This window comes from Sphingobium sp. D43FB, assembly GCF_002312805.1.
In the GTDB taxonomy this organism is placed as follows: domain Bacteria; phylum Pseudomonadota; class Alphaproteobacteria; order Sphingomonadales; family Sphingomonadaceae; genus Sphingobium.
On the sequence record NZ_NMUA01000025.1, the window covers coordinates 15,790 to 41,950 of the forward strand.

The 26,161-nt window shown below is 61.3% G+C and carries 24 protein-coding genes and 1 pseudogene; 9 read left to right on the plus strand and 16 right to left on the minus strand.

From position 1 onward, the window contains the following. Positions 1-25 precede the first annotated feature (25 nt). The 8 genes from rlmJ to SxD43FB_RS17915 form a co-directional block, all read right to left on the minus strand. Complete coding sequence (rlmJ, locus tag SxD43FB_RS17880) at positions 26-856, minus strand: 23S rRNA (adenine(2030)-N(6))-methyltransferase RlmJ (protein WP_096063347.1); 831 nt, start codon at positions 854-856, stop codon at positions 26-28. Positions 857-1,481: 625 nt separating this feature from the next. Continuing rightward, the gene (locus tag SxD43FB_RS17885; RefSeq protein WP_255245792.1) at positions 1,482-2,102 is read right to left on the minus strand and encodes a TIGR02281 family clan AA aspartic protease; all 621 of its coding nucleotides are present in this window, start codon (positions 2,100-2,102) and stop codon (positions 1,482-1,484) included. Positions 2,103-2,128: 26 nt separating this feature from the next. Next, complete coding sequence (locus SxD43FB_RS17890; protein ID WP_096063349.1) at positions 2,129-3,442, minus strand: sorbosone dehydrogenase family protein; 1,314 nt, start codon at positions 3,440-3,442, stop codon at positions 2,129-2,131. Next, complete coding sequence (locus SxD43FB_RS17895) at positions 3,439-3,852, minus strand: DUF2231 domain-containing protein (RefSeq protein WP_096063350.1); 414 nt, start codon at positions 3,850-3,852, stop codon at positions 3,439-3,441. Before SxD43FB_RS17895 ends, SxD43FB_RS17890 begins: the two co-directional genes overlap by 4 nt. A 191-nt stretch (positions 3,853-4,043) precedes the next feature. Further along, positions 4,044-4,238, minus strand: a complete 195-nt coding sequence (locus tag SxD43FB_RS26355; RefSeq protein ID WP_343228851.1) for a UvrB/UvrC motif-containing protein — start codon at positions 4,236-4,238, stop codon at positions 4,044-4,046. Further along, positions 4,207-4,989 (minus strand): oxygenase MpaB family protein, encoded by a 783-nt coding sequence (locus SxD43FB_RS17905; RefSeq protein WP_255245793.1) that lies wholly within the window; start codon positions 4,987-4,989, stop codon positions 4,207-4,209. The genes SxD43FB_RS26355 and SxD43FB_RS17905 overlap by 32 nt, the downstream gene beginning before the upstream one ends. A 108-nt stretch (positions 4,990-5,097) precedes the next feature. Continuing rightward, a complete protein-coding gene (locus SxD43FB_RS17910) occupies positions 5,098-5,886 on the minus strand; it encodes an SDR family NAD(P)-dependent oxidoreductase (protein ID WP_096063352.1) in 789 nt (262 codons plus the stop codon). A 272-nt stretch (positions 5,887-6,158) separates the two neighbouring features. Beyond that, positions 6,159-6,386 (minus strand): DUF3072 domain-containing protein, encoded by a 228-nt coding sequence (locus SxD43FB_RS17915; RefSeq protein WP_096063385.1) that lies wholly within the window; start codon positions 6,384-6,386, stop codon positions 6,159-6,161. A gap of 161 nt (positions 6,387-6,547) precedes the next feature. On the opposite strand from SxD43FB_RS17915, the gene SxD43FB_RS25985 reads away from it, so the two are divergent. The 4 genes from SxD43FB_RS25985 (at position 6,548) to SxD43FB_RS17930 (ending at position 8,838) form a co-directional block, all read left to right on the plus strand. Further along, positions 6,548-6,679: a hypothetical protein gene (locus SxD43FB_RS25985; protein WP_255245794.1), complete on the plus strand. Its 132-nt coding sequence runs from the start codon at positions 6,548-6,550 to the stop codon at positions 6,677-6,679. A gap of 96 nt (positions 6,680-6,775) precedes the next feature. Next, the gene (locus SxD43FB_RS17920) at positions 6,776-7,066 is read left to right on the plus strand and encodes a hypothetical protein (protein WP_096063353.1); all 291 of its coding nucleotides are present in this window, start codon (positions 6,776-6,778) and stop codon (positions 7,064-7,066) included. Positions 7,067-7,112: 46 nt separating this feature from the next. Further along, entirely contained in the window at positions 7,113-8,003 is an 891-nt protein-coding gene (locus tag SxD43FB_RS17925; protein ID WP_141249536.1) for a diacylglycerol kinase family protein, read from the plus strand. Further along, positions 7,990-8,838 (plus strand): inositol monophosphatase, encoded by an 849-nt coding sequence (locus SxD43FB_RS17930; RefSeq protein ID WP_096063355.1) that lies wholly within the window; start codon positions 7,990-7,992, stop codon positions 8,836-8,838. The genes SxD43FB_RS17925 and SxD43FB_RS17930 overlap by 14 nt, the downstream gene beginning before the upstream one ends. A gap of 641 nt (positions 8,839-9,479) precedes the next feature. Here the strand turns inward: SxD43FB_RS17930 and rutA are convergent. From rutA to SxD43FB_RS17970, 8 genes and pseudogenes are all read right to left on the minus strand, one after another. Then, the gene (rutA, locus tag SxD43FB_RS17935) at positions 9,480-10,553 is read right to left on the minus strand and encodes a pyrimidine utilization protein A (protein WP_096063356.1); all 1,074 of its coding nucleotides are present in this window, start codon (positions 10,551-10,553) and stop codon (positions 9,480-9,482) included. Between the two features lie 5 nt (positions 10,554-10,558). Beyond that, positions 10,559-11,341 (minus strand): pyrimidine utilization protein D, encoded by a 783-nt coding sequence (rutD, locus tag SxD43FB_RS17940; protein WP_096063357.1) that lies wholly within the window; start codon positions 11,339-11,341, stop codon positions 10,559-10,561. Beyond that, positions 11,334-11,717: a pyrimidine utilization protein C gene (gene rutC / locus SxD43FB_RS17945; protein ID WP_096063358.1), complete on the minus strand. Its 384-nt coding sequence runs from the start codon at positions 11,715-11,717 to the stop codon at positions 11,334-11,336. Before rutC ends, rutD begins: the two co-directional genes overlap by 8 nt. Next, positions 11,717-12,475: a pyrimidine utilization protein B gene (gene rutB / locus SxD43FB_RS17950; protein WP_096063359.1), complete on the minus strand. Its 759-nt coding sequence runs from the start codon at positions 12,473-12,475 to the stop codon at positions 11,717-11,719. Before rutB ends, rutC begins: the two co-directional genes overlap by 1 nt. 284 nt (positions 12,476-12,759) lie before the next feature. Beyond that, entirely contained in the window at positions 12,760-13,653 is an 894-nt protein-coding gene (locus tag SxD43FB_RS17955) for an SDR family oxidoreductase (RefSeq protein WP_096063360.1), read from the minus strand. 374 nt (positions 13,654-14,027) lie between these two features. Continuing rightward, positions 14,028-14,585 (minus strand): annotated as a pseudogene (locus SxD43FB_RS17960) (DNA polymerase ligase N-terminal domain-containing protein); the annotation flags it as partial. A 108-nt stretch (positions 14,586-14,693) separates the two neighbouring features. Beyond that, positions 14,694-15,521, minus strand: coding sequence for a GNAT family N-acetyltransferase (locus tag SxD43FB_RS17965; protein WP_096063361.1), 828 nt, complete (start codon positions 15,519-15,521; stop codon positions 14,694-14,696). Positions 15,522-15,549: 28 nt separating this feature from the next. Beyond that, entirely contained in the window at positions 15,550-16,449 is a 900-nt protein-coding gene (locus SxD43FB_RS17970) for a Ku protein (RefSeq protein ID WP_096063386.1), read from the minus strand. A 183-nt stretch (positions 16,450-16,632) separates the two neighbouring features. Here SxD43FB_RS17970 and SxD43FB_RS17975 point away from each other — a divergent pair, with 183 nt between their 5' ends. The 5 genes from SxD43FB_RS17975 (at position 16,633) to SxD43FB_RS17995 (ending at position 26,050) form a co-directional block, all read left to right on the plus strand. Next, positions 16,633-18,108, plus strand: coding sequence for a PLP-dependent aminotransferase family protein (locus SxD43FB_RS17975; protein WP_096063387.1), 1,476 nt, complete (start codon positions 16,633-16,635; stop codon positions 18,106-18,108). A gap of 53 nt (positions 18,109-18,161) precedes the next feature. Further along, positions 18,162-18,797, plus strand: a complete 636-nt coding sequence (locus SxD43FB_RS17980; protein ID WP_255245796.1) for an FMN-binding negative transcriptional regulator — start codon at positions 18,162-18,164, stop codon at positions 18,795-18,797. Next, entirely contained in the window at positions 18,794-20,464 is a 1,671-nt protein-coding gene (locus tag SxD43FB_RS17985; protein ID WP_096063362.1) for an amidohydrolase, read from the plus strand. Before SxD43FB_RS17980 ends, SxD43FB_RS17985 begins: the two co-directional genes overlap by 4 nt. 66 nt (positions 20,465-20,530) lie before the next feature. Further along, on the plus strand, positions 20,531-22,771 hold the full coding sequence (locus SxD43FB_RS17990; RefSeq protein WP_096063363.1) for a TonB-dependent receptor: 2,241 nt from the start codon (positions 20,531-20,533) through the stop codon (positions 22,769-22,771). Positions 22,772-22,849: 78 nt separating this feature from the next. Beyond that, positions 22,850-26,050, plus strand: a complete 3,201-nt coding sequence (locus SxD43FB_RS17995) for an amidohydrolase family protein (protein WP_096063364.1) — start codon at positions 22,850-22,852, stop codon at positions 26,048-26,050. Positions 26,051-26,161 lie beyond the last annotated feature (111 nt).

The window sequence follows — 26,161 nt, forward strand, 5'->3', positions numbered from 1 at the left end:
CGTTGGGAGAAGGGGGCGATGAGAGCTAAGCGCCCACCCAATCGGTTGTGATCTCGCCTTTATGTCCCTTCGGCGCCAGCGCGGCGCGCAAGGTTTCCAGCAGAAGCGGCAGTGCCTGCGTGAAGGCGTAGGGCGGGTTGGCGATATAAAGGCCCGCACCGTTATAGATGCCGGGCTGATCGCCATCGTACAACCAATGCTCCACCCGCAGCAATTTCGGGATACCGAGCTTGCGCATCTGCTCCCTCCAGCGCCAATGCGCGGCTCGGTCTTTCAGCGGATACCAGATCACTGTCACACCATGCCCCCATTTGCGGTGAGCGGCAGCGAGGGTGGCCGTAATCCTTGCGCGTTCATCCGTCTGCTCGAACGGCGGGTCGATTAGCACCACGCCGCGAGGCGTGCGGGGTGGCAGCATCGCCAGCCACAGCTCATAGGCGTCGCGCTCATGCACAGCCGCGCATGTGCCGCGCATCACGCCGCGCAATGTGTGGGCGTCTTCGGGATGTTTTTCGTTGAGGATTAGGAAATCCTGTGGGCGCAGAAGCTGTGCCAGAATCCGGGGCGAGCCGGGATAGAAGCGCGGCTCGGCTCCGGTATTTACAGCCTGTACGACGGCGCGGTAGTTGTCCAGCAAGGGGTTCGGGTCGGCAAGGGCCTGCAAAACGCCCTGGGTCGACTCGCCGGTCCGGCGGGCCTCCTCGCCGTAAAGGTCGTATAGCCCGCAGCCGGCATGGGTGTCGATCAGGGTCAGCGCGCCCGGTTTTTGCTGCAATGCCCGAATGAGGGCGATAAGCAGGCAGTGCTTCACAACGTCGGCGCTATTGCCAGCATGGAAGGAATGACGATAATTCATTGCGGCCCAAAAATCCTGACGATCTACTTTTATACATGCTGCTGCTAGGCGCAGTTGCCGAGCGCCAAGCGATTGAAGAAACCAATCCGGCGCTATTATAAAGTCAGGTGGAAACCTTCAACGCACTTCTGCGCGAGGCTTCAAGCCGCGTTAGCGATCATTACCAGAGGCAGAGACGCAAGGCTCCGGGCGCGTGGGGATGTTCAATCATCGCGTAGCCGAACGCGATTGGCATCACCACGAATCGCCCCGTTCTTCCAATGTTCGCAGAATCTTCCCATAGCGCCGAATTGTCGGGACTATGGTGCTGATACGTAAGCATCTGCTTGTGTCACTAACGGGCTTTCAGCGCGTCGACGTAGAATAAGTTGGACTGGCCGACACCCGGGGTCAATCCACCGTTTCCAGCGGGGCTTTCTAGTGTTAGCCGATCCTTGCTTCCGGCACCAAGTGATCAGCGAAATAGAAACCATCCGCCTTTAAGCGCCATAGGCGTGCGATAAGGCGCCGCCACTCCCAACATAATCAACAAACTTATGGATGCGTCATAACCCGGATCGGCCACTTGAACGCGTTATAACGTCACAAAGGTGATGAGTACTGAGGTCTTGGCGAAAGCTTTCCGTTAGGATTCTTCTGATACGATTGATGGCACGAGGATCAATGTTCGGCCTTCCACACGCCAGCTGGCAAGCTGCGACAGGAAGTTCATTCCTAATATGTCAACGGGTCCAAGCGCCGGCGAGATGACCACCTTGAGATTGCGCGCCTGGATGGACCCTATGTGTAATCGGTCGATCGAGCCGGTTTCCACGTGAACCGCGCCGTTGGCTGTCTGCATAACAACGGGCATCATATTGGCGGTGCGCTCCACTGACGCGCTATCCGCGGTGGCCTGGGATATCGCGGTGATGGTCGCGCCACTGTCGACCAGCATACGCCGTTCCACGCCATTGATGTTGACCCGCGCCCAGAAATGACCGTCCCGGCTCATCGCGATGCGCACATCTTTGCCAGAGACAATCTGGTCGTCGAGGCCGAGCCTCGATTTTACTCTAGCAAGCGTAGGATCGAACGGCGCTTGTTGGAACAAGATGAACAGGCAGAAGGCCAGCAATACCGTCGAAAACAGCGCACGCAATATCCGTCCGATAAAGGGAATGTTGAACAATAGGATCAGCAGGACGGCAGCACCTGCCGCGTAAATGGCGAGTTGCTGCCATTCGGGGTTAGTCGTGAGTTCCACCGGTCCGCGCCACTGCAAAGGCGATGTCATTGCGCTGATGCCGGGCGATCGGGCGCAACTCGCCACACTGTATTCGACACGTCGTCGGCGACGATTACGCTGCGACGTATCGGGTCGTAAGTGACACCGACTGGCCGTCCCCGTGCATGTCCGTCCTTCAAGAAGCCAGTCAGGAAATCGACCGGCTTGCCTGCCGGACGGCCATTGACGAAAGGTATCCACACCACCTTGTAGCCCGATGGGTCCTGCCGGTTCCAACTGCCATGCTCGCCGACGAACGCACCCTGCGTGAATGGCCCGACCCCCGCGCCGGTCACGAAGCTCAAACCCAAGGCTGCGACATGAGAGCCTAGCGCATAATCGGGGCGCAGCGCCTTTGCGACCATTTTTGGATTTTGCGGATGCACCCGCGGATCGACGTTGCTTCCCCAATAGCTGTAGGGCCAGCCATAGAAGCCACCCGGCCGCACCGACGTCAGATAATCGGGCACCAATTGGGGACCCAGTTCGTCACGCTCATTGACGACCGACCAGAGCGCGCGGGTCTGTGGATTGACGGCGAGCGCCGTCGGGTTGCGGAGGCCGCTGGCATAGGTGCGCCGCGCGCCGGTCGCGCGATCGATTTCCCAGATGACGGCCCGGTCCTCCTCGACCGCCATGCCGCGCTCGCCCACATTGCTGTTCGAGCCAATACCGACATAGAGTTTCATCCCATCAGCGCTGGCGGTAAGCGACTTGGTCCAATGATGGTTGATGCGCGAAGGCAGCTTCGTCACCTCCTGCGCCGGTGTAGCGATGCGGGTGTCGCCATCCTTGTAGGGAAAGCGCAGCAGCGCGTCCTGATCCGCGACGTAAAGGTTGCCCTCCACGAATGCCAACCCATAAGGCGCGTTCAGCCCGTCGATCAAGATCGTCTTGACCTCGGCCCTTCCATCGCCATCGGCGTCGCGCAGCAAGGTGATGCGGTTGCCGCCTTTGACCGGCGTCTTGCCCCTGCTCTTAATATAGCCCGCGATTACATCTTTGGGCCGAAGCAGCGGCGCGTCCGCACCGCCCGATCCTTCCGCGACGAGGATATCGCCATTGGGCAGGACGAGCGTCTGGCGCGGCACTTTGAGATTGGTAGCGAGCGCGGTCACGGCAAAGCCTTTAGGGGCGAGCGGCTTTTCGCCATTCCATCCTTGTGGCGTGGCAATCTTGATCGGTGGAATGAGCGTCTCGCGTTGGGCGGGCAAGTCGGGGGTAGCGCCGGTCTGGTCTATGCCGGGCTCGCTGGTGCCACAGGCGGCGAGGGCAAGAATGACGGCAGTCGCGCCAAATGTGCGGAGATAATGGGTCATTGGGCCATCCCCCGCGCGGCGCCGTGCGCAACCCAGCCTGCGGCGATGGCGAGCGCCGTGCTTAGGATCGACAGTATCAGCCCGGTCGTCCCAACCGAACTCCATGCATCGCGGCTGTGCTGAAACGCATTGACCAGGCCCGCTATCCACGCAAACGCAAGCAACAGCGTGTAGAGACGTGCCGCGCGCCACCTGGTCGCCAGCATCATGCTCCACGCCAGTGCAGCCCCGCCGAACACGAGCGCCCCGACGATGAGCCAGGATGAAAAATTCGTCCATTGAACCTCGGCCGTCTGGAGATAGGTGATGTCAGTAAACAGCGCGGTGGTGAACAACGCGACCGGGAAGGACAGAAGAACGGCAGGGGGCGGTGGAAGCAGGGGCCAAGATGCCGACGATGCGCTGGACAAGGAACGTCTCCAGAATGGGAGCGGGAGAATGATGCGGGAATGCGCGGCACGTCGCTTTGGTTGCGTGCACGATCAGCATCATAGTTGGTCTTCGCGCGAGCCTCTCCGCCGCGATCGCCCAGTCGTCATGGGATCGGGTTTCTTGGGCGGCGACCAGGCGGGCGGAGTCCATACGCGCCGGCGGTTCGTCTCTAGGCCATGGTGCCCGGCGTCGGGCGAACGAGCCCGGCAGGATCGAAATCAGTAGCCTGTGTTCCCGCAGGCGCGTTGCGCAGCAGGCTGATACGGTCCCGCAGGCCCGCAGCGGTTTCGTAGTCGCCACGATCAACCGCTGCCTTTTGTGGCCAGCCTTCGTCATCTAAATGCCCAGCGCAGTGTCTGTGCAATGCCGAACGTTCCTGCCCGAACGATGGGGCGCTCCAACGGGGACAGGTTCATCCTGTGCATCGTGCGCGCCCATTGCGGAAGCAGGTCCACTGCCGCCTGCACCGCCAGCCGTCTTGGCACTTCTGCCGCCAGACTGGTCGCGCTACTGCTCATGATCAGGCGTGCTACCGTCCGGGTGCGATCATCCACGCGCAATTGCGGACGCATCTCTTCGATCAGTGCCCCCGCCTCGGGTCGCGATGTCGGCACCGGGGCAGCGCCCATCGCACGGCCGATCAGCGCCATTTCCGCGAAATACTGATCCTGGTCGGCAGTAGACATGGTCGGTTCGCCATAGCGGATCCAGGCATCGAGGAAACTGGTCGCTTCGGTGACATGGACCCAAGCGAGAAGGCGCGGATCATTGGCATGATAGGCCGTGCCGTCGGGCAAGGTTCCGCTGATCTGGTCATGCACTCGACGAACACGCGCCATGCTCGCCTGCGCCAATTCCCGATCAGCGTAGGTCGTGACCGCGATAAAACGGGCGGTCCGGCGCAGGCGGCCGTGCATGTCCGCCCGAAAATTGGAATGATCCCAGACGCCAGCGAGGACGGAAGGGTGCAGCATCTGCATCAGCAGACTGCTGATCCCGCCAACCATCATGGACGCCACGTCGCCATGCACCCGCCATGCCACCGACCCGATGTCAAAAAGCGCGTCGGCACTTCTTGATACCGGGGTTTCACCCTTGCCACTGTCGTTGAACATACTAACCACCTGATGGCGGATTGACTGTTTCATGCCATTAGACAGAGTGCGACGCGTCAGCATGTTGGGATCAACGATTGGCCCGGACGATCGGTCAGCATGGACTTTTCATTCTTCGTCAGCCGACCCTGGCTTCGCCATTTTGCGATGCTGTTCCGCCAAGATCGCTGCAGGCGTCACATGCGCTACAGCAGCCTGCACCTTGTTCTTCCAACCGGACACGATATGCGCCTCGCCCTTCATCAGCGCATTCCAGCCATCGCGCGCGACGTCGGCGGGATCGCTCTTGCTGTTAGATGATCCGACACTGGTATCGAGCATGTCCGCACGGTCGAAAAATTCCGTCTCGACCGGTCCTGGCATCAGGGTCGTTACGGTGACTCCCTTGCTGTCCTTTATCTCGTTACGAATCGCATCGGCAAAGCTGTCCACGAAAGCCTTGCTGCCATTATAGACCGCTTGAAAGCTGCCTGGAATGAAGCCCGCTATCGATCCGGTAATCAGCACCTTGCCGTCGTCACGCGCGACCATGGCTTTCAAGACTTTTTGAAGCAGGTACAGCGTGCCCGTGATGTTGGTATCCACCACCCGCCGCCAGTCGCTTACATCCTGATCAAGAAAACCGTGACCAAGACCGCGCCCGGCGTTGGCACATAGCAGATCGACCTGTCGGCCATTGGCCGCGGCGAGGAGCGTGTCCACGCCTTGCAGTGTGGAAAGATCGGCCTCCACCGAAATAACGTCTACGCCATGCCGCTTGAAATCCTGCGCAGCGGCGTCGATCAACGGTTCATCGGCCACGACCAGCAAGTCATACCCGTTTTCCGCAGCGATGGAGGCTAGTTCGAAGCCGATGCCGGTGGAGGCACCGGTGATGATCGCGAATCTATTGACCATGTCTATCTTTCCTATTGCACGGTGCGGGCACGACCGGGCTTCCGCACGCTCTTGGTTATTTCATTCGACCGCTCGGAGGCTGCACCGCGTTATGAGCGGACAACGCCTGAACGTCGGATGGGTCCAATTGTCGGTCGGAAATCTAATTGATCGACATTAGGTCAGTTAGTTCGGTCGTGATGAAATGGCAGGCTCGGCTGGATACTCAGCAAGCGTTGGTCACAACATGACTGCCGTCATGAACGATCGCAAATGGTTCGAACGTAACACCTTCAATCTTTCCCAAGCTTCGCTTTCATCTCATCGATCTGCCGCGATGCGTCGGCTTTCGTCAGGTCACCGTTAGGTAGTTCTACACCCGCCTCTTCGCATAAGGTCGATAGATAGGAAGCCTGCGCGCCAGTCATAGGTTCGTCACCCGATACCCAATCGGCAGGATCCTTTTCGGCGTTCGAAGCCGGGTGCTCGTCGAGTTTGGGATTGTGGAAATGGTCGGTCATGACTGCCTCGCTGTTCTTGATATGTTCCATTTATAACTTCCCGCACCGCATGTGGTTCCTGCGAGAAAGGTGCGAGAAGAAATGCAACCGATCGCGCGATCAGCGCTTCATACAGCACCGGGCATCACCTCCGGCCCCTGCTTTGCGGAAGGATCGACATTATGCTTGGAAACCAAAATGGTCGCGACCTTGGCAAGGGCCAATCGGACGACCTGCCTGTCGTGGGCTTGGCGGCGACGTCCAATCCAATGCCGATGATCCCGATCCTCGCAAACGCGGCGGCAATTCGCTGAAAGATGTTGGAGATCATTCCTCCGTCAGCACGGTAAAACCTGAAGATTATCTAGACGCCGATCACGCCGATTCCAGGCACTGATGAAAGGATCACCATGAGCATGACATTGACAGGTACATTCGATAGCCGAGACCAGGCAGATATGGCCGTGGAACGGCTGGTTCAGGAAATCGGTATCGAACGAACCGATATTTTCGTGGCGGCTTCTGGACCGGAAAACAGTGCTGGTAACCTGATCGGAGGCGCTGATAGCGAGACGCTAGATCAGGCAGAGCGGGACGATGTCCCGCTTGCTGGCGGGATCACAGTCTCTATCGATTTGCAGGATGAAGCAAAGGTCGAGGTCGTGACCGCCGCTCTGGAAGAATTCGGGGCTGAAATATGAGGCACGCGGTAATGGCCAGATTTGAGCTGAGCGGTGGATATTGCAGGTGAAGGCGCTGCTCGTCCATAGCCCCAATGCGGGAACCAAGCCTACGCCGCTCACTTCGTTGATGAGCCAACTTGAAGAGGCAGGTTTTGCCATCCGCTATTGCGAACATGGCAGGGATGATATTCGATCCGGGATGATCGGCATGGAGATGGCAATCGCCGCTGGCGGCGACGGGACGGTTGCCTCTGTCGCCATCGAAATGCCCGACAGGTCTTTGCCCATAGCCATCCTCCCGATGGGCGGGTCGAATAATATCGCCAGGGCGCTCGGCATTCGCCAATCGGCCGATGCCGTCATCGGCGGCCTTGGCGACATCCGCGAAAAGACGCTGACCGTGGGCAGGGTCACCGGCCCGTTCGGCAAGCGAGGCTTTCTTGAAGCCGTGGGCCTTGGCGCACTTAATCAATCCATCGAACTGGTCGACGAGGCACCCGACACCCCTGAGGAAAAGCGCGAAAATGGCCGGGCGGCTTTTCGAGAGGCGCTTGGCACGGCAACGCCCGTCAACTGCGCCGTAGATATCGACGGCCGGCGTTTTGACGGGCCATGGCTGCTTGTAGAGGTTCTCAACATCGGTGCCATCGGCCCCCGGCTACCGTTCGCGCCAAGGGCAGATACACAGGATAGTGTTCTCGATATCCTTCTCGTCGGGGAATCCGATCGCGACGCCATGATGCAGTGGGCCGAACATTTCTCGGGTCCGCCACCGGCGCGTTTGGAAACCGGCTGCGTCGTCACGCTTCAGTCCAGCGGCCTGTGTCCCCGGATCGACGATCGCCCGGTCGAGATGCCAAACGATGCATGGACGGTCGAGATACGGTTGGACGACGAGCCGGTGACGATATTGGTGCCGGTTGGCGCAGGAGGAGAAGACGATGGCGGCTGCTGAACAAGTGCCGACGCCCGATCTTCTTGCCAGGATGGAAGCCGTTGCAGTGGAACTCGCCGCGATTGGCGGCCGCGAAATCCTGGCCACGCTCGGCAGCCGTCTGGCCGTGCAATACAAAGGCGATGATGATGCCATAGCCTTGTTGCGCGATCCGGTGAGCGAAGTCGACAGCCGCGTGGAAGCGATGATCCGCCGCCATCTTGCAGACCATTTTCCCGACCATGGCATTATCGGCGAAGAAATGGCCGTCCAGCCGGGACTGGACAGCGATTTTGTCTGGGCGGTCGATCCGATCGACGGGACAAGCAACTTCATCAACGGCTTCCCGCTGTTCGCGTCATCGGTCGGCGTCTTGTATCGCGGCGTTCCGGTCGCCGGCGCATTATGGTGCAGCACAAGTCATTTGCTGACGCCAGGCATCTACCATTGCGGCGGCGGCGCTGGTTTGCGGTTTGAAGGCGAACAGGTCTCATGCATGCCCAACCCCGCGGTTCGCAAACGACTTGCGGGCGATCCTCATGGCCAGTCGGGCGCCGGGCCATGGGACGGGCGCAAGACAGGATCGGCCGCGATCGAATGTGCTTTCGTGGCGGCAGGCCTTCTACAAGTCGCCCGGTTCGCGACGCCCAACATCTGGGATGTCGCGGGGGGGATAGCCCTTGCGCGCGCATCGGGCTCTTCGGTGTTTCAGAAAGACGATAGAGAATGGTCATCATTCGTCAGCTTTGGCGAGCAATTGGCGCAGATGGCGCAATGGCGGCATCCATTGATTCTTGGGACGCCGGAGGATGCTGCACACATGATCGACATCCAGCACGCTGACGATCGAGATTGAAGATGCTGGATATGGCAAATCTTCAGTGGGGGTAGATCATCTTGGGGGTCATGCCGCCGTCAACGGTAATCTGCTATGCAGTTATTGAGCCCGCGCCCTTTGAAGCCAGAGACAGAACGGTAGCCGCGATGTCGGACGGTTCGCCCATCCTGCTGGCCGGATACTGGTCGCGGTCCGTTGGGCGATGCTCCAGCGCTTCATGCACGAGTGCTTTCGCCCAGAGGTACGTCTCGCAAAAATGGATTCGGTTGGGCCCGCAATCTCATTGTTGGGTCAAACGAAATGGATCCGCTGTTGTCGCCTAAGCGGATTTCCGAACTTCTTGCGGTACAACACAGACAAGCCGGTCGACATGGTCAAGATGGCCTGCTGCCTTAAAGGCGGCTTTCATGACGCCCAAAAGGCAGCTTCAACACATGCGCACGTTTGGACTGCAACACGTGAACGGTGAGAAGAGATCGACTGCTCCCGAAATAGCTGACGGTCTTCACTTGGGGAGCGATATTCTTGGGCTGAGTGACTGGCAAGGGTCGTCTTCGGTAGCGGCGGCGACGCGCCATTTTTTTCGGCACAACCGGATCTGTTCCCTAATGCGGCGGTATAGAAGCATCTGGAACGCCAAGTTCCATTTACAAACCCGTTCAAAGTCGCGCTATACTGGCCCGGCTCTTCATCAGCGGCTGTATGCGCGTTCCGAACGCTTCGACGCCTTCTATGAAATCGTCGAAGGTCAGCAGCACGCCGCCGGTGTTCGGCACTTGGGCCATGTCGTCCAGCATGCGTGCTACACTTTCGTAGCTTCCGATCAATGTGCCCATGTTGATGTTCACGGCACCTTCCGGCGCGGCCAGTTGGCGGACGTTGGTGTCGGTGTTGACCGTGTCCCTGGCACCCTGATCGGCCAGCCACGCTATAGCATCAAGATCGACGCCGTCATTATAGCACCGCCATTTAGCCATGGCTTCCTGGTCTGTCTCAGCGGCGATCACCATGACTAGGACGAAGACCGAGACGTCGCGCCCTGTCTGCGCGGTGAACTTCGCCAGCCGGTCGTTATTGGAAGCGAAAGCCGTCGGCGTGTTGACGCCCTTGCCAAGGCAGAAGGCGTAGTCGGCCCACTTGGCCGAAAACGCTAGTCCCGCATCGGACGAACCCGCGCAGATGATCTTCATGTCCGCTTGCGGTTGGGGCCGGACGAGGCAATCGTCCATCTGATAATATCGGCCCTTGAAGTCGGAGCGCCCGCTTTCCCACAACTCGCGCAATATGCGGGCATATTCGTCGAGTACGTCGTAGCGATTGCGAAAATGCTCGTCGCCTGGCCACAGGCCCATCTGGGTATATTCTGGAGGTTGCCAGCCGGTGATCAGGTTGAGCCCGAAACGACCATGGCTTATGCTGTCGATGGTATTGGCCATCCGCGCGGCGAAGGCGGGCGGGATGATAAGCGTCGGGCAGGTGGCAAAGATCTTGATCTTCTCTGTCACCGCAGCGAGTCCCGCCATCAGCGTGAAGCTTTCCAAGCCATATTCCCAGAATTGCTTCTTGCCACCAAAACCGCGCAGTTTGATCATCGATAGCAGGAAATCGAGCCCGTATTGCTCGGCGCGCAGGGCGATCTCCTTGTTGAGATCGAAGCTCGGCAGATATTGCGGCGCGCTTTCGCTGATGAGCCAGCCATTATTGTTGATGGGGATGAAAACGCCGACCTGCATGGACTTCAACTCCTGAGGAATTCGAGAACGACGCGGTTGAAATTGTCGGGATCGGTCACGTTGCACGCATGACCGCCCCAATCGAATGTGGCGGTCCGGGCGTGCGCGACCGGCTGAGCGAGATCGAGCGCGGTAGCCAATGGCACGAGGAAATCATCACGGGCGGCGATTACGAACAGCTTTTCAAGCGTCGCCAGTCCCGCCGGGTCGGGCGCATAAGCCTGCACCGCGGCGATGCGCTTGGCCGTCGTCTCGACGCCCGGGAAGGCCGCGAGATGGTGTTCGATGTCAGCCGTCAGATCTTTGTCGTGGGCAGCGATCCAGTCGGGCGGATAGAGGAAAAGCGGCTGCGCTTCGAGAAAGGCCCGCTCGCCAGCGCCATGCAGCAATGCGAGGCGGGCGGCGAAACAGCGCCGAGTATGGGGCGAGAGGGAGCGCCAGCCGTTGATGACGACCAGCCGGTCGATCCGTCCTGTGCTGATGGTGGTTTCGACGCCAATCGCCCCACCCAGCGCATGGCCAATGCAATGGGCACGTACGATGCCGAGGGCATCCATCAGCGCGATCATGTCGCTTGCCATGTCCTCGATCGATAGGGATTCGGCGAGCACGCGGTCACTGCGACCAGTGCCGCGATGGTCATAAGCGATAACGCGGAAATGCGCAGCCAGCGCTGGCAGGTTCGGCACCCAGTAGGTTGCCGAACCGCCAAGGCCGCTCGACAATATCAGCGGCGGCGCATCCGCGCTCCCATGGATTTCGTAATAAAGCCCTGCCGCCTTAGCCAAGATGGGCGACCGAGGCGATCTCGACCAGGCATTCCGGCTTCACCAGTTCGCACTTGATGCAGTAGCGCGCAGGTTTGTCGCCCGGAAAATATTCGGCATAGACCGCATTGAAGGCGGCATAGTCATCAAGGTCGGTAAGGAAGATGTGGTTCATGGCGATGTCCGCCATCGTGCCGCCCGCAGCCTCGATCGTGATTTTGATGACGTCGAGCACATGACGCGTCTGCGCGGCGGCATCGCCGATATGCAGCACCGCGCCACCCTCTCCAAGCGCCAGTACGCCCGAGATGTAGACTGTGTTGCCGGCCCTCGCTCCGGCCGAATAAGGAGCTATCGGTGTCGGGAACTGGGGCGGATTGATCGGTTCGAAAGGCATCAGGAGTCCTTCGGAGGCAGTTGGCCGACAGCGTTTGTGAAATCGACGACGCTACTCACCCAGCCAAAAAACTTCTCGACATTGTAGAGGCTGGCTTCTCGGATGAAGTCCGGCCCCAGATGATGCACGGCGTCCTCCAGCATCACACCGAAATATTCGAGGTGGAAACCATCGCGCAGGGTCGATTCGACACAGACATTGGTGGCGATTCCGGTGAAGATCAGCGTACGGATGCCGCGTGCCCGCAGCACGGAATCGAGCTGCGAGTTGAAAAAGGCGGAATAGCGCGGCTTGTGCACGCGAAGGTCGCTCTCCTGCACATGCAGGCCATCCACAAGCTCATAGTCCCATCCACCCCGCGCCAGGAACTTCCCCGCTAGCTCGGGTCGCGCCCGCATGGTCTTGAGCGCATTGGATTTGTGCCAGTTTGGCGAGAGAGGCGTACCTGCCTCGACATAGTCCGGATCCCAGCCATTCTGCAGGAACACCACCGGCATGCCGGCTGCGCGCGCGATATCGACGACTTCGGCAATCTTTGGAATCACCCCAGCCGCCGGGCCGATATCGAAGCCAGCCTCGTCCACATAGCCGCCCTCGCTGGCATAGGCGTTCTGCATATCCACGACGATGACCGCCGTCGTCGCGGCATCTAGACGGATCGCTTCGGGGCGCGCCGGGAGCACCGCAGAGGGGCCGGAACGGGAAGGGGCCGGATCGATGATGATTTCGTTCACCCCTGCAGGATTGAGCAAATGCATTCAGTGGTCAAGCAGCGTGCGCCCTCAACCTCGCTGGCTCACGCCTCTGGCTGAAATCATTTTGTCAACGCAGCCCCGTTTCGGCAGGAAACTTCATTCCGCAGCCAACTAGAAACTGCTGGAGTTCGCCGACACCTGACAGAAGCTGGACCTCCCGCAGTTAGGGGCGAAAAGCCTGCGTCTGAATGTCGCGGAAGGGTCGAAGACAGAGATTTTCGGTTAACACCCACGGCTCGTGTCAGTGATCATTCGGCTGCCAGAATATGGCCGCAACCCAGCGCTGCTTAGGCGATACCTCCACCGCCCGTCACGCCATAGACCTCGCCAGTTATATAGCTACCTTCCTGCGATGCAAGTAGCACATAGATCGGCGCAATCTCGACGGGCTGGCCGGGGCGGCCGAACTGGCTTTGCTCGCCAAATTTCGTGACCTTCTCCTCCGGCTGGCCGCCAGTGGATTGCAGGACCGTCCAGAAGGGGCCGGGTGCTACGACATTGGCGCGGATGCCTTTCTCGATCAGCTGCTTGGCCAGCGCCTTGGTATAGGCCACGATCCCCGCCTTGGTCGTCGCATAGTCGAGGAGGATGGCCGATGGATCATAGGCCTGGATCGATGCAGTCGTGATGACCGACGCACCGGCGGGGAGATGCGGCTCCGCCGCCTGCGCGATCCAGTGGAGCGCATAGAGGTTTGTCTTCATCGTACGGTCGAAATCGGCGGAACTGAGCGCCTGCACATCGTCCCGAAACTGCTGGCGGCCCGCGTTGATGACCAATATGTCCAGCCCGCCGAGACCGTCGACCGCATCATCGACCAACTGGCGGCACCAGGCTTCATCTGTCACGTCGCCGGGCAGCGCGACGGCTTTGCGCCCCTCCGCTTCGATCAAGGCGATGACGGCCTGCGCATCGCTCTCTTCGCTGGGCAGATAGGCAATGGCGACATCGGCACCTTCCCGTGCGTAAGCGATGGCCGCTGCCCGACCAATGCCGGAATCGCCACCCGTAACGAGTGCTTTGCGTCCTTTGAGCTTGCTCGACCCCACATAGCTTTGTTCACCATGGTCCGGTGTCGGGTCCATCTGCGTCGCTATGCCGGGGGCTGGCTGGGGCTGCTTGGGGAAAGGCGGCTTGGGATATTGATTGCGTGGATCTTGGAGAGTGAGGCGATCGGCCATGAGGGCTCCTTGCTGATGAATGGCGGGCGGCCATTTCCACGGTCGCTCCGGAGGCTGAACGTCAAATTACGAACCACCCCGTCCACGAGTTCCTGCATTAGGCTTGGCAACGCCCCGGTTCACCGACGGTCGACGTCGTTGACCGCAGCAGACTAAAGATCGGGCAGGATCTGATCGGCTCCACTCCAATGTGCCAGATCCTTGGAAGCCGCGCGTTTGACCATCTCGCAAGCATCCCCGATATGCCAATGGTCTGGGCCGTCCAGCGTGCGCAGTTCCTCTCAGCCAAGCTGAAACGGCGGCGGGGCGTCGTCCTTTGCTTTTCCACGTGCAGTAACCCTGGCCTTTGCGGCTTTGCGCTGGGAAGCGGCTTTGCCAGCGGCAATTTCCTCTATCGTGCGGCCGCTGTCGATGCTGGTAAGATGGTGGCTGACCAGATCGCCCGACCCACCGGCGAAGGCGTCATTGACCTTGCGAAATATCCAGTTTTCGCCGCGCTCCTTCCCGCGTGGCTTGAGCCGGAATAAGATCCATTCGCCCTGCATCCGGCGGCCATGGAGAACAAAATGGACATGCCCTTCGGGCAGCGTCTTGCGCGGGTCTTTACCCGCTATCGCTTCCCATGTGCCATTGTCCCACAGCATGACGGTGCCGCCGCCATATTCGCCTCTGGGGATCAGACCTTCGAATCGGGCATAAACAAGCGGGTGATCCTGGGTCCGCACCGCCAGGGGCTTGTCGTCGGGATTGGCGCTCGGCCCGCGAGTGACGGCCCAGCTGACCCGCACGCCGTCCAGCTCCAGCCGGAAATCATAATGCAGCCGCGACTCGGCATGCTTCTGGACGACAAAGCCATTGCCGGTCGTCGGAAACTCCGCACCGGCAGGCTCGGCCGTGTGCGCAAAATCGTGCTTCGCCCGATAGAGCGCCAGGCTATCCTTCGGAGATTTGTCCTACGCCTTGGCCATGCCGGTTCGATCCGTCCCTTTCCCCCTCAGTCCGCAAATGCGCCAACTCGTTCCGGGGGTATCGCAAATGGGTCACGCCTTTGCATCGATGGCCCGGGCGAAGCGGTAGCTGGTCTGCTCGAACCTCGAAGCGCGGAAAAAATTATGCGCGTTGTTGATGGCGATATCGCTCATCACTTCAATCCGCGCGCATCCTGTATCGCGCAGCCCCTTTGTCGTAGCATCCAGCAGGGCGGTCGCGATACCTTCGCGGCGATGGCCTTCATCCACTATTAACACCGTGATGCGCCCGATCAGACCATATTGAAGCGTCGGGATCAAAGCCCAGCTGCAACAACCGATGATCCCCTCCAAAACAGCTAAAAGCGTGCCGCCGCCGGCCTTTTTGACCCGCTCAAGATTTTTCACGACCCCGCGTTTGTCGAGAGTGACCTTATCGAGCTGGCGCAGCAGTGCCACCACGCCTGCCGCATCCGCTGACCTGGCGGTGCGGATGCGCAGCGGTACCGATGTGGGCATGGGTGTGGGCTTGACCGCTATCTTCGGTGCGGACCTTGGCGTTTGCCCTGTGGACCGCTTCGAGCGCGGCCTAACGGCAGGCTCGACCATCTGATGAGCCGTCGCCTTCGCTCTTCGTGGTGATGCCCGACGCGAAGGCATCGCGTCGGCTGATGCCTTCCACGTGCTTGTCGCGCTCTTGCGCAAAAAAATCTCGATATCCTCCAGCGAGGCGGTCAGCCCTTCGTCACTGACGCCGAGCAAGGGTTTCCCGCTCCCATCGGTCAGCCCATATTTGCCATAGTCGCCCGCACCGATCTTGCGTCTGCGCGACTTCACCAGCTTGAAACCACGATGAGCGGCCATTTCGCGCAGCGTCTGATCGTTGGGCGCGTCGGTCATGACACGCAAAGCATCGGAAACGGACTGCTCACGCCCGCTTCTTGGCCGGCGCTTTTGCTGGTGTCTTGTCGGCCGACTTCGCATCACTCCTGGCCGTGGCCTTGCCCGTCGGCTTCTTTGCCTGGGCTTTGGCCTTGCTGGCCGGACCGATGGATTTTTTCAGCGCCGCCATCAGGTCAACGACATTGTTGCCGCGTGGATCGGTGCTGGCGTCATCGACATTGTCGATGTTGAGCGTCTTGCCTTTCTTCTTATGTTCGATGAGCTCTTTGAGCGCCTCGACATAGCGATCGTGAAAATCGCTCGCGTCAAATTTGCCCGTCTTTTTGTCGATCAAAGTCGTGGCGAGATCGAGCAATTCTTCATCCGGCTCGCCATCGCCGATCTCGCGGAAATAGCTTGCGGCCTTGTTGACTTCATCGGCGTAGCGCAACGTCTCCATCACCATACCGCGCCCGCACGCCTTGATGCTGACGACATATTCCCGGCCGCGCATCGCCAGTTGGCCAAGGCCGACCTTCCGGCTGCGCCGCAGTGCTTCCCGCAGCACGATGAAGGCTTCCTCGGCCAAGTCGTCGGCGGGCACCACATAATAGGGTTTTTCGAAATAGATCATGTCGATGTCGTGCGCATCGACAAATTGGGTCAATTCCAGCGTCTTCGTGCTCTCCAGCTTGACGCCTTCGATCTCCTTCTCGTCCAGCAGTACATATTCGCCCTTGGCATATTCAAAGCCCTTGACGATGTCGTCGAGGTCGATCGGCCCGATGCCGGGCACGATCTTATCATATTTGATGCGCTTGCCCGAAGGTTCATGGATCTGGTTGAAGGCGATCGTCGCGCCGCTCCGGGTCGCGGAATAGATTTCGACGGGGATGGAGACGAGTGCAAGCCTGATCTGGCCTTTCCAATAGGGTCGTGCAGCCATGATCATCTCCTGCCGGTCTGTCGCATCAACCCTTCGCGCTTGGTCCCGTTCCGTGCACATCGCTTCGGCGTCATCCAGTAGCTAAGCACAGCGTTACCGGCCAGAAGGAGCCTGCCACCCGTCGGCGCGATTAGTGCCAAACCGATGCTGGATTTCAACAGCTATGACCGTCATGGTCTATTGATGCTTCGTCCCTGGACTTTGTTGCTAAAGGAGCGCGTCAAGATCGCGCCAGATAGCCCGCGCTACATGCAGATCGCACATGGTCTAGTGCATGAGATTGAGCGCGGCCGTCTGCAGCCGGGCGACTATCTGCCTAGCAGCCGCGACCTGGCCGAAGCGCTGGAGGTCAATCGCAAGACGATCGTCACTGCCTATGAGGAATTGATCGCGCAAGGCTGGCTGGCGAGCGCAGGTACGCGCGGCACCCGGGTATCGACGTCACTGCCACGCGGCGAGACGGCCACCACGCCACATCTTCCTGTCGCAACGACCATCGCCCCGGACGACACCGAATATCCGTTTCTCGCGGCGCCGGACCGGCCGATCGCTGTCCCGGTCGGCCATTGGCGCAAGCTGGACGAAGGCGTGCCGGACGGTCGCCTGCTCCCCGCCGACCTGCTCGCGCGCGCCTATCGCAAGGCGGCTGAGGATGCCGCCCGCACCAATAGCCTGTCCTATCGCGACCCGCGCGGATCTCCCGACCTGCGAAGCGCGATCGCCGACATGCTGCGGCGCCAGCGCGGCCTGATGGTCAGCCCCGACCATATCTGCATCACCCGCGGCAGCCAGATGGGCGTGTTCCTGACTGCCCGCATCCTGATCCGGCCGGGCGACGCGGTGCTAGTCGAGCGGCTCACCTACGAACCCGCCGTCGCCGCCTTCCGCGCCTGCGGAGCTGAAATCGTGACCGTGGGGCTGGATGAGGATGGCGTCGATGTCGCTGACGTCGAACGCGCCTGTCGCAAACATCGCGTGCGCGCGATCTTCGTCACGCCGCACCACCAATTCCCGACCACAGTCTCGATGCGACCCGACCGGCGCCTGCGCCTGCTCGAGCTGGCGCGCCAATTCGGCTTCGCGGTGATCGAGGATGACTATGACCATGAATTTCACTTCGGCGCGCAACCGCTGCTACCCATGGCCAGCTATGCGCCCGCGCGGGTCATCTATGCCGGGTCGATGTCGAAGCTGCTCGTGCCAGCGCTGCGCATCGGTTACATCGCTGCCGCGCCGCAGGTGATCGACGCGCTCGCCTATCAGATTTCGCTGATCGACGGCATGGGCAACAGCATCACCGAACTGGTCGCTGCGCATCTGCTGCAGAGCGGGGAGGTACGCCGCCACATCCGCAAGACCGCGCAAATCTATGCCGCCCGGCGCGATGCTTTCGCCCGCAGCCTGGACGCGACGCTGGGCGACTTGATTGACTATCGCGTGCCCGACGGTGGCCTTGCCTTCTGGCTGCGCTTTCGCGATCTCGCCGCACTCGATCGGATCGAGGCGCGCGCGCCCGCTCTCGGCCTCAGCTTCGCGTCCTCGCACAGCTATGCCGCCGACGACAGCGCTGAACGCGGCCTGCGCCTGGGCTTTGCTAGCCTGGACGAGGGGGAGGCCCGCGCCGTGCTCCAGGCGTTGCAGGACTGCACCAAAAGCTAAAAATCGGCTTGGACCCCTTCACTTTATCAAATTGGATGTTTCTGGCTGGTCCATTGCGACTCATTGTCATCCTCATGAAATATCCGCCGCGTGACCCCGACGATGTCGTTACCCTGATCGACCAGAACCCGCTTTGCTGGCTGGTGTCGGCAGGAGCAGCCGGATTCGGGGCGAGCCCGCTACCGCTGCTGGCGGAATGCGATGCGGACGGATCGCTGGTCGCGCTGCTCGGCCATATGGCGATCGCCAACCCGCAGGTCGCGCTGCTGCGCCAACAACCGTCCGCATTGGTGCTGGTCAATGGCCCGCAGGCCTATATCTCCCCAGAATTGCTCAGTAATCCGACCTGGGTGCCGACCTGGAACTATGCCGCTGCAACTGTCCAGGTCGATGTCGTCTTCGTGCCCGAAGAAACGGGCGAATCAATCGAGCGGCTGACCGAGCGGATGGAGCAGGGCCGTGCGGCACCGTGGCGAGTGCGTGACGCCGAAGCGCGCTTGCCCGCCATGCTCCCGCACATCATCGCCTTTCGCGCCTATGTCCGCACGATCGACGGCCGGTTCAAACTGGGCCGTGACGAATCGAAGGCAGGCATCAACGAGATCGTCGGCAACATGGCGCACGGCCCGCTGCGCGACTGGATGCGGCTCTACAATGAAGAGCGCCTAGAAGAGGAGACAAAGGCATGAGCATCAGCCGTCGCAATCTGCTGGTCGGGGGCGGAGGGAGCGTCGCGCTGGCGTTGCTGGCCGGGCGCGGTTGGGCGAAGGGGCAGTCGCTCGACACCGCCTATGTCAACGCCACGGTCTGGACCGGGCAGGGGGCGCCGGCACTGTCCTCCATCGGCATCGCAGGCGGTCGGATAGCAGCGCTGGGCAGCGCGGCGGTCAAGGCGCACAGCAGCAAGGCCACGCGCGTCGTCGATCTGGGCGGTGCCTTCGTCATGCCTGGCTTCATCGATTGCCACACCCATTTCCTGATCGGCTCCGACCTCCTCACCCAACCCAATCTGCGCGAAGCGAAAAGTCCACAGGAATTTGCTCGTATCGTTGGCGAAGCGGCGCGCAGCCTGAAGCCTGGCCAGTGGGTCCAGGGCGGCAGCTGGGACGCGGAACTATGGGGCGGGGAACTGCCCGACCGCAGCTGGATAGACCCGGTGACGCCCGACACCCCGGTCGCCGTGCAGCGGCTCGACCTGCATATGCTGGCGCTCAACAGCGCCGCGCTGAAAGCCGCCGGGATTGATCGCAACACGCCCAACGTCCCCGGCGGCGTCATCGTGCGCGACAAGGACGGCAACCCCACCGGCATCCTGAAAGACGCCGCGATGGACCTCGCCAAGCGCGCCATCCCAGCGCTCACCGACGCGGACCGCGAAGCATCCGTGCGCAAGGGCATCGCCCACGGCCTGTCGAAGGGCGTGACCCAGGTCCACACCACTGAACTGGACTGGGTGACCCATGACGCGCTGCGCCGCCTGCGCGCCAAGGGCGAAACGGACATGCGCTTCTATTCCTTCCTGCCGTTGCAGGATTGGGCGAAGGTCAAGGCGCTGGTCGATGTCGAAGGCCGCGGCGACGACTGGCTGCGCTGGGGCGGGCTGAAGCTGCAACATGACGGGTCGCTCGGATCGCGCACTGCGATGTTCTACCAGCCCTATGACGATGCGCCGGGCAATAGCGGGATGCCGCTGCACAAGATGGCGGACGTCCAGCAATGGACCAACGACGCCGATGCCGCAGGTTTCCAGATCACCATCCACGCGATCGGTGACCGGGCCAATGACGAAGCGCTCGACATCTTTGCCACCGCCGCTGCCAATAACGGCCCGCGCGACCGTCGCTTCCGCATCGAACATGCCCAACATCTTTCAGCCGCTGCGATACCGCGTTTCGCCAAACAGCAGGTGATCGCCGCAATGCAGCCCTATCATGCGATTGACGATGGCCGCTGGGCGATCCAGCGCGTCGGCGCGGAACGGTTGAAGGGGACCTATGCCTTCAAATCGCTGCTCGACGCCGGCGCGAAGGTCGCGTTCGGCTCCGACTGGCCCGTCGCGCCGCTCGATCCGCTGACGGGCGTTGCCGCCGCCGTGCTTCGCCAGACGATCGACGGTGCCAATCCGAGTGGCTGGCTGCCGGACCAGAAGCTGACCATGGCGCAGGCGCTCCGCGCCTATACCGTGACCAACGCCTTTGCCGGATTCCAGGATGATCGCCTGGGTCGGATCGCGCCGGGGATGCTGGCCGACTTCGTGGTCATGGACGCCGACCTGTTCGCCATCGACCCGGCCAAGACCGGCGCGACGAAGATACTCAAGACCATCGTGAACGGCGCCGAACGCTTTAGCGCCTGACGCGATTTCATCACCGGGCGGGGGGGACCGAACACGGCGCCCCGGCCCAGCATAAGGGGACAAGACATGAAGACGATTATGCCCATAAAGTCGGTCAGCATGGCCGCATTGGCGGTAGCGACCCTGTTCGCCGCGCCCGTCCTGGCGCAGGCGCCTGCCGAAGATAGCGACGCCATCATCGTGACGGCGGGCAAGCGCAACGAAGATATCCGCCAGGTCGCGATGCCGATCAGCGCCGTGACTGGCGAACAGCTCAAGGCGATGAACGCCAACAGCCTGTCGGACTATATCACGCGCCTGCCTGGCGTCGTCTTCAACGACTATCAACCCGGCATTTCCGAAGTCGTCATCCGCGGCGTTGCCGCTACCACCTATCATGAGCAGGGCCAGACCACGGTCGGCTATTATCTCAACGAAGTGCCCATCGTGGAGCCGGGTTTCCCGATCGGCATTCCCGACATCGACACGTTCGACCTCCAGCGCGTCGAAGTGCTGCGCGGGCCGCAGGGTACATTGTTCGGTTCGTCTACGCTCGGCGGTCTGGTCAACTATGTTGCCAATGTCGCCGATGCGTCGAAGATCGACGCCGCGGCGTCCGGCCTGATCGGTACGACGAAGAATGCCAGCGGCGAACTCAACTATGCCGCCAAGGCGATGATCAACATCCCCCTGGTGCAGGATCAACTCGCTTTGCGCCTGGTCGCTTTCCAGCGCTCGGACGCCGGCTATCTCGACAATCCGGGCATCGGCGTCAACGGCTCCAACGATTTCCGCAGCCGGGGTCTTCGCGGATCGATCGTCGCGCATCTGGGTGAAACGACCAAGGTCACGTTCCTGTCCAATTATCAAGACAGCAAGCTGGACGACCAGACCTATCTCGACCTGCCCAACCCCTATGTCCGCAATCTGCCGCGCGCCGAAACGCAGGATACCGATTTCTGGATGAGCAGCCTGCGTCTCGACCAGGAAGTGGGCGACATCGCCAACCTGACGGTGCTGGGATCGATCACCAAGAAGAACAACACCACCATCTTCTCTTATCCCTCTCCCTATGTGACGGGCGTGACGACCGGCGACGGCGCGGCCTATTCGCTGGGCGACGCGGATGCGCTCATCAAGACGGTGGAGGCGCGCTTGGCTTCGGCGGGCGAAGGGCCATTCAAATGGCTGGTCGGCATAAGCTACATGCAGGCGAAGAAGACCAGCTACGACCAGATCATTCAGGCGGGCGCGGCGGATTTCATCGACGCCAATCCTGGCCTGTTCGGGGGCTTCAGCGGCGCGCAGCTGACGCCGGGCGATCGCCTCTACGGCTATTACACCAACAGCACGAACGAGGATTTCGGCGTGTTCGGCGAATTGTCGTTCAAGCCGATCGAACAGTTCGAAATCACCGTGGGCGGCCGCTATTTCGACACCACCGCGAAAGCCGACGTGCTGAACCAGGCCGGCGCGCTGGGCGGCTATCCGGGCGGCTATACGCCGACCGACAGCACCGGCAGCGTGAACCAGAAGGAAGACGGCTTCACCCCTAAGGTGACGGTCGCCTTCCGCCCGACCAAGGACGTGATGGCCTATGCGACCTATTCGGAAGGCTTCCGCGTCGGCGGCATCAACCCCAATGCGGGCCTGCTGCCGACCATCCCCGCCTCCTATGAAAGCGACACGGTCAAGAATTACGAAGCGGGCATCAAGGCGCAGACTCCCGACGGCCGTTTCGCCATCGACCTGACCGGTTTCCAGATCGACTGGGATAATATCCAGGCACGTCTATTCGGCCCGGCACCATCCTACTTCTCCTATGTCGTCAATGCCGGCGGCGCACGGGTTAAGGGCGTCGAATTTTCTGGCACGGTGAACCTCAACCGCCTGGTCCGCTTCAGCAGCAACGTGACCTACCAGGACGCCAAGATCACCGAATTCCTACCTTATCCTTTCGATGCGGCAGGGCTGGGCGGCTATCCCAAGGGGACGACGCTGCCCGGTTCGTCCAAATGGTCGGTGGCCAACAGCCTGACCCTGACCTTTGCCGACGTGTCCGGCGCGCCGACCTTCGATGTCGCGCATCGCTATTTGTCCTCAGCGCCGACCAGCTTCGACGATGTGTCGCGGCGCGGCGACTTCAACGTCTTCGACCTGCGCGCTTCGGTGGGCCTGGGCGAAAAGGTGCGGCTGATGGCGTTCGCGAACAATGTCTTCGACAAATATGGCGTGTTGAACGCCCCATTCGCAAACGATGCCTTCACGCCGCAGGGCTCGATCATCCGCCCCCGCACCATCGGCCTGCGCTTCGACTGGGGCCTCTAACCCGTCCTACCGGGGTCGCTTGCCACATGGCAGGCGGCCCCATTTTCTTTACAATCCAGACCTGCGAGAAAGGCCGCCATGCGTTTTGCCGCTTCCCTCCTGCTTGGCGCCGCCCTTCTGATCGCGCCCGCCCTTAACGCGCAGGACAAGGGCGGCCTCAGCCTCCAGCCGACCCGCACGCTGGCCTATGACGCGCATGAAGGCACCTGGATGCAGCCCGACATGGCCCCCGACGGCAAGACGATCCTGTTCGACCTGCTCGGCGACATCTATGCCCTCGACGCAGCCGGTGGCACGGCACGGCCTCTGCTCAGCGGCATGGCGTTCGAGCGCAATCCGGTCTTTTCGCCCGACGGCAAGCAGTTCGCCTTCATCTCCGACCGGTCGGGCGTCACCAACCTGTGGATCGCCAACGCCGACGGCACGGGCCTCAAGCAACTGTCCAGCGACAGCAGCGTCGCCATCTACAGCTCTCCCTCCTGGTCTCCCGACGGCCGCTTCGTCACCGTGTCGCGCACCGTCCATGCGATCCTGGCGTTCGAACTGTTCATGTATGACAAGGATGGCGGCAGCGGCATCCAGATCACCAAGGCGGGATCGCCCGACAATTGGGATGCCCGGATGAACGCCATGGGCGCGGTCGCCGCGCCCGATGGCCGCACCCTCTACTACGCCACCAAGCGTGGGCATACCTGGACTGAGAACGACCTGCCCAACTGGTCGATCGCGCGCCGCGACCTCAAGACCGGCGTGGAACAAACCATCATCCAGTCGGCCGGCGGCGCAATGCGCCCGGCGCTGTCGCATGACGGCAAGCTGCTCGCCTATGCCAGTCGCACCACGGCGAATGGGGGACAGAAGGACGGCCTGCGCCTACGCAATCTGGAAACGGGCGAGGATAAGTGGATCGCCTTTCCGATCGATCGCGACGGCCAGGATGGCGGCTATTACGCCGACCTGCTGCCGCGCTTCACCTTCATGCCGGGCGACAAGGCGCTTCTGATGAGCGTGGGCGGCAAACTGGCGCGGCTGGACATCGCGAGCGGGACACGAACGGACATTCCATTCACCGCCCCGGTCAATCTCGGCCTTGGTCCGCTCACCCGCGTCCATCAGAAGGAAGAGGGCGGCCCGGTTCGTGTCCGTGTCGTCCAGGCCCCCCGCCAGTCGCCCGATGGCAAGAGAGTCGCCTTCACCGCACTCGGCGGCCTTTATGTGCAAAGCCTCGTCGCAGGTGCCACGCCCAGACAGATCATGGCCGATGACGCTTTCCAGCCCGGCTGGTCCCCGGACGGCAAAAGCATCGTCTATGTAACCTGGACCGCTACGCAAGGCGGCCATGTCTGGACCGTGCCGACGAGCGGCGGCAAACCCCGGCGACTGACCCAATTTCCGGCTTTCTATACCCAGCCAGTCTTTACGCCCGACGGCAAGACGGTGGTGGCTTTGCGCGCCAACCACTATGATCGCCTGCGCGCCGTGTCAGAAATCGACCCGTCACGCCCAACCGACATTATCCGCATGGACGCGCGGGGTGGCCCTGCCACACTCGTCACTCATGCCACGGGTGCCCGGCTGCTCCATTTCGGCGATGACGGTCGCCTCCTTTTCTACAGTCCGGTGGGGGTCAGCACGGTGCCGCTGTCCGGCGGCGATCCGCAAGTGGAACTGCGCGTGCTGGCGCCCGGGCTGGGGCAATATTTCCCGGGACCCGCACCGGTGGACGAGGTGCGCCTCAGCCCCGACGGCAGACACGCGCTCGTCAAATCCTTTGCGCAAATCTACCTGATCGACGTCCCGCCCGCCAACGGCGCGGAGCCGCCGACGATCGACCTGAATGCCGCCAGCGTCGCGCGCCACAAATTGACCCGGATCGGCGCCGACTTCACAGACTGGGCGGATAAGGGCGCTACCATCACCTGGTCGGTCGGCGCGACGTTCCAGCGCCTGCCGATCGAACAGGCGCTGTCTGCCTCCGCTCAGGGGGCTGAGGCACAGGCGCAAAGCTTCACCCTGCCGGTCGATCTGCCGCGCGATGTGCCCCGGGGCAGCATCGTGCTGCGCGGCGCGACCGTGCTACCGATGGCGGGCGGGCAGGATGTCGTCGCCAATGCTGATATTGTCATTACCGACAACCGCATCGTCGCCGTCGGCCCATCCGGCTCGCTCGCCATTCCCAGCGGTGCGACCATCCGCGATGTCAGCGGCAAATATATCGTCCCCGGCTTTGTCGACACTCACGCTCACTGGTTAGAAATCCGCCGCGCCATTCATGACAGGGGTCATTGGGACTTCGCCGCGAACCTGGCCTATGGCGTTACCTCGGCGTTGGACGTCCAGCCCTTTACCACCGACATCTTCGCCTATCAGGACATGATCGATGCGGGCATGATGCGCGGCCCGCGCGCTTGGTCCACCGGGCCGGGCGTGTTCGTGAATGCTGAAATCCACAGCAAGCAGGACGCGATCGACGTCCTTACCCGCTATCGCGACCATTATCGCACGCGCAACATCAAGAGCTATATGATCGGCGACCGCGCGCAGCGCCAATATATGGTCGAGGCGGCAAAGGATCTGGGCATGATGCCCACGACCGAAGGTGCCAGCGACATGGTACTGAACCTGACCCACGCCATCGATGGTTTTTCGGGCAACGAACATAGCGTCCCGGTATCACCGCTGCGGGAGGACATTGTCCGCCTCTTTGCGCAGAGCCGCACCAGTTACACGCCCACCATCTCGGTCGCTTATGGCACGACCCCGGCACTGTTCGATTTCATCATCAACAAACGCCCGCAGGACGACCTGAAATTCCGCCATTTCGTGCCGCCTGGCATCGTCGCTGAAAAGCTCCGCAATCGCCACTGGATGCCGCCCGAGTCGCAAAGCTGGCGCCTGATCGCTGCCGATGCCGTAGCTATCCAGCGCGCGGGCGGTTTGGTGGGCATTGGCAGCCATGGCGAAATGCAGGGTCTGGGCTATCAGTGGGAGATGCAGGCTTTCGCCGCGGGCGGCGCGACGCCAATGGAAACGCTCAAGGCCGCAACGATCGGATCGGCCGAGGTGATCGGCCATAGCGACGATGTAGGCAGTCTGGAACCGGGCAAGTTCGCTGATCTCTTGATCTTGGACGCAGACCCGACGGCTGATATTTCGAACGCCATGAATATTGGCGCTGTGATGAAAAATGGTCGCCTCTATGACCCGATGACGTTAGACGAAATCTGGCCGCAAGAGACCAAGGCCGAATTGGCGTGGTTCCCGGAAGAAGGCGTGTAGTGATGTCGCGACGCTAGCATTTACAGTTTCTATTGTAATTTTAAGGCGGACGGCCAAGTCGCAAATGGCATAGCCACTGGCTGAATGCGTCGGCACATTCACACTATGTGA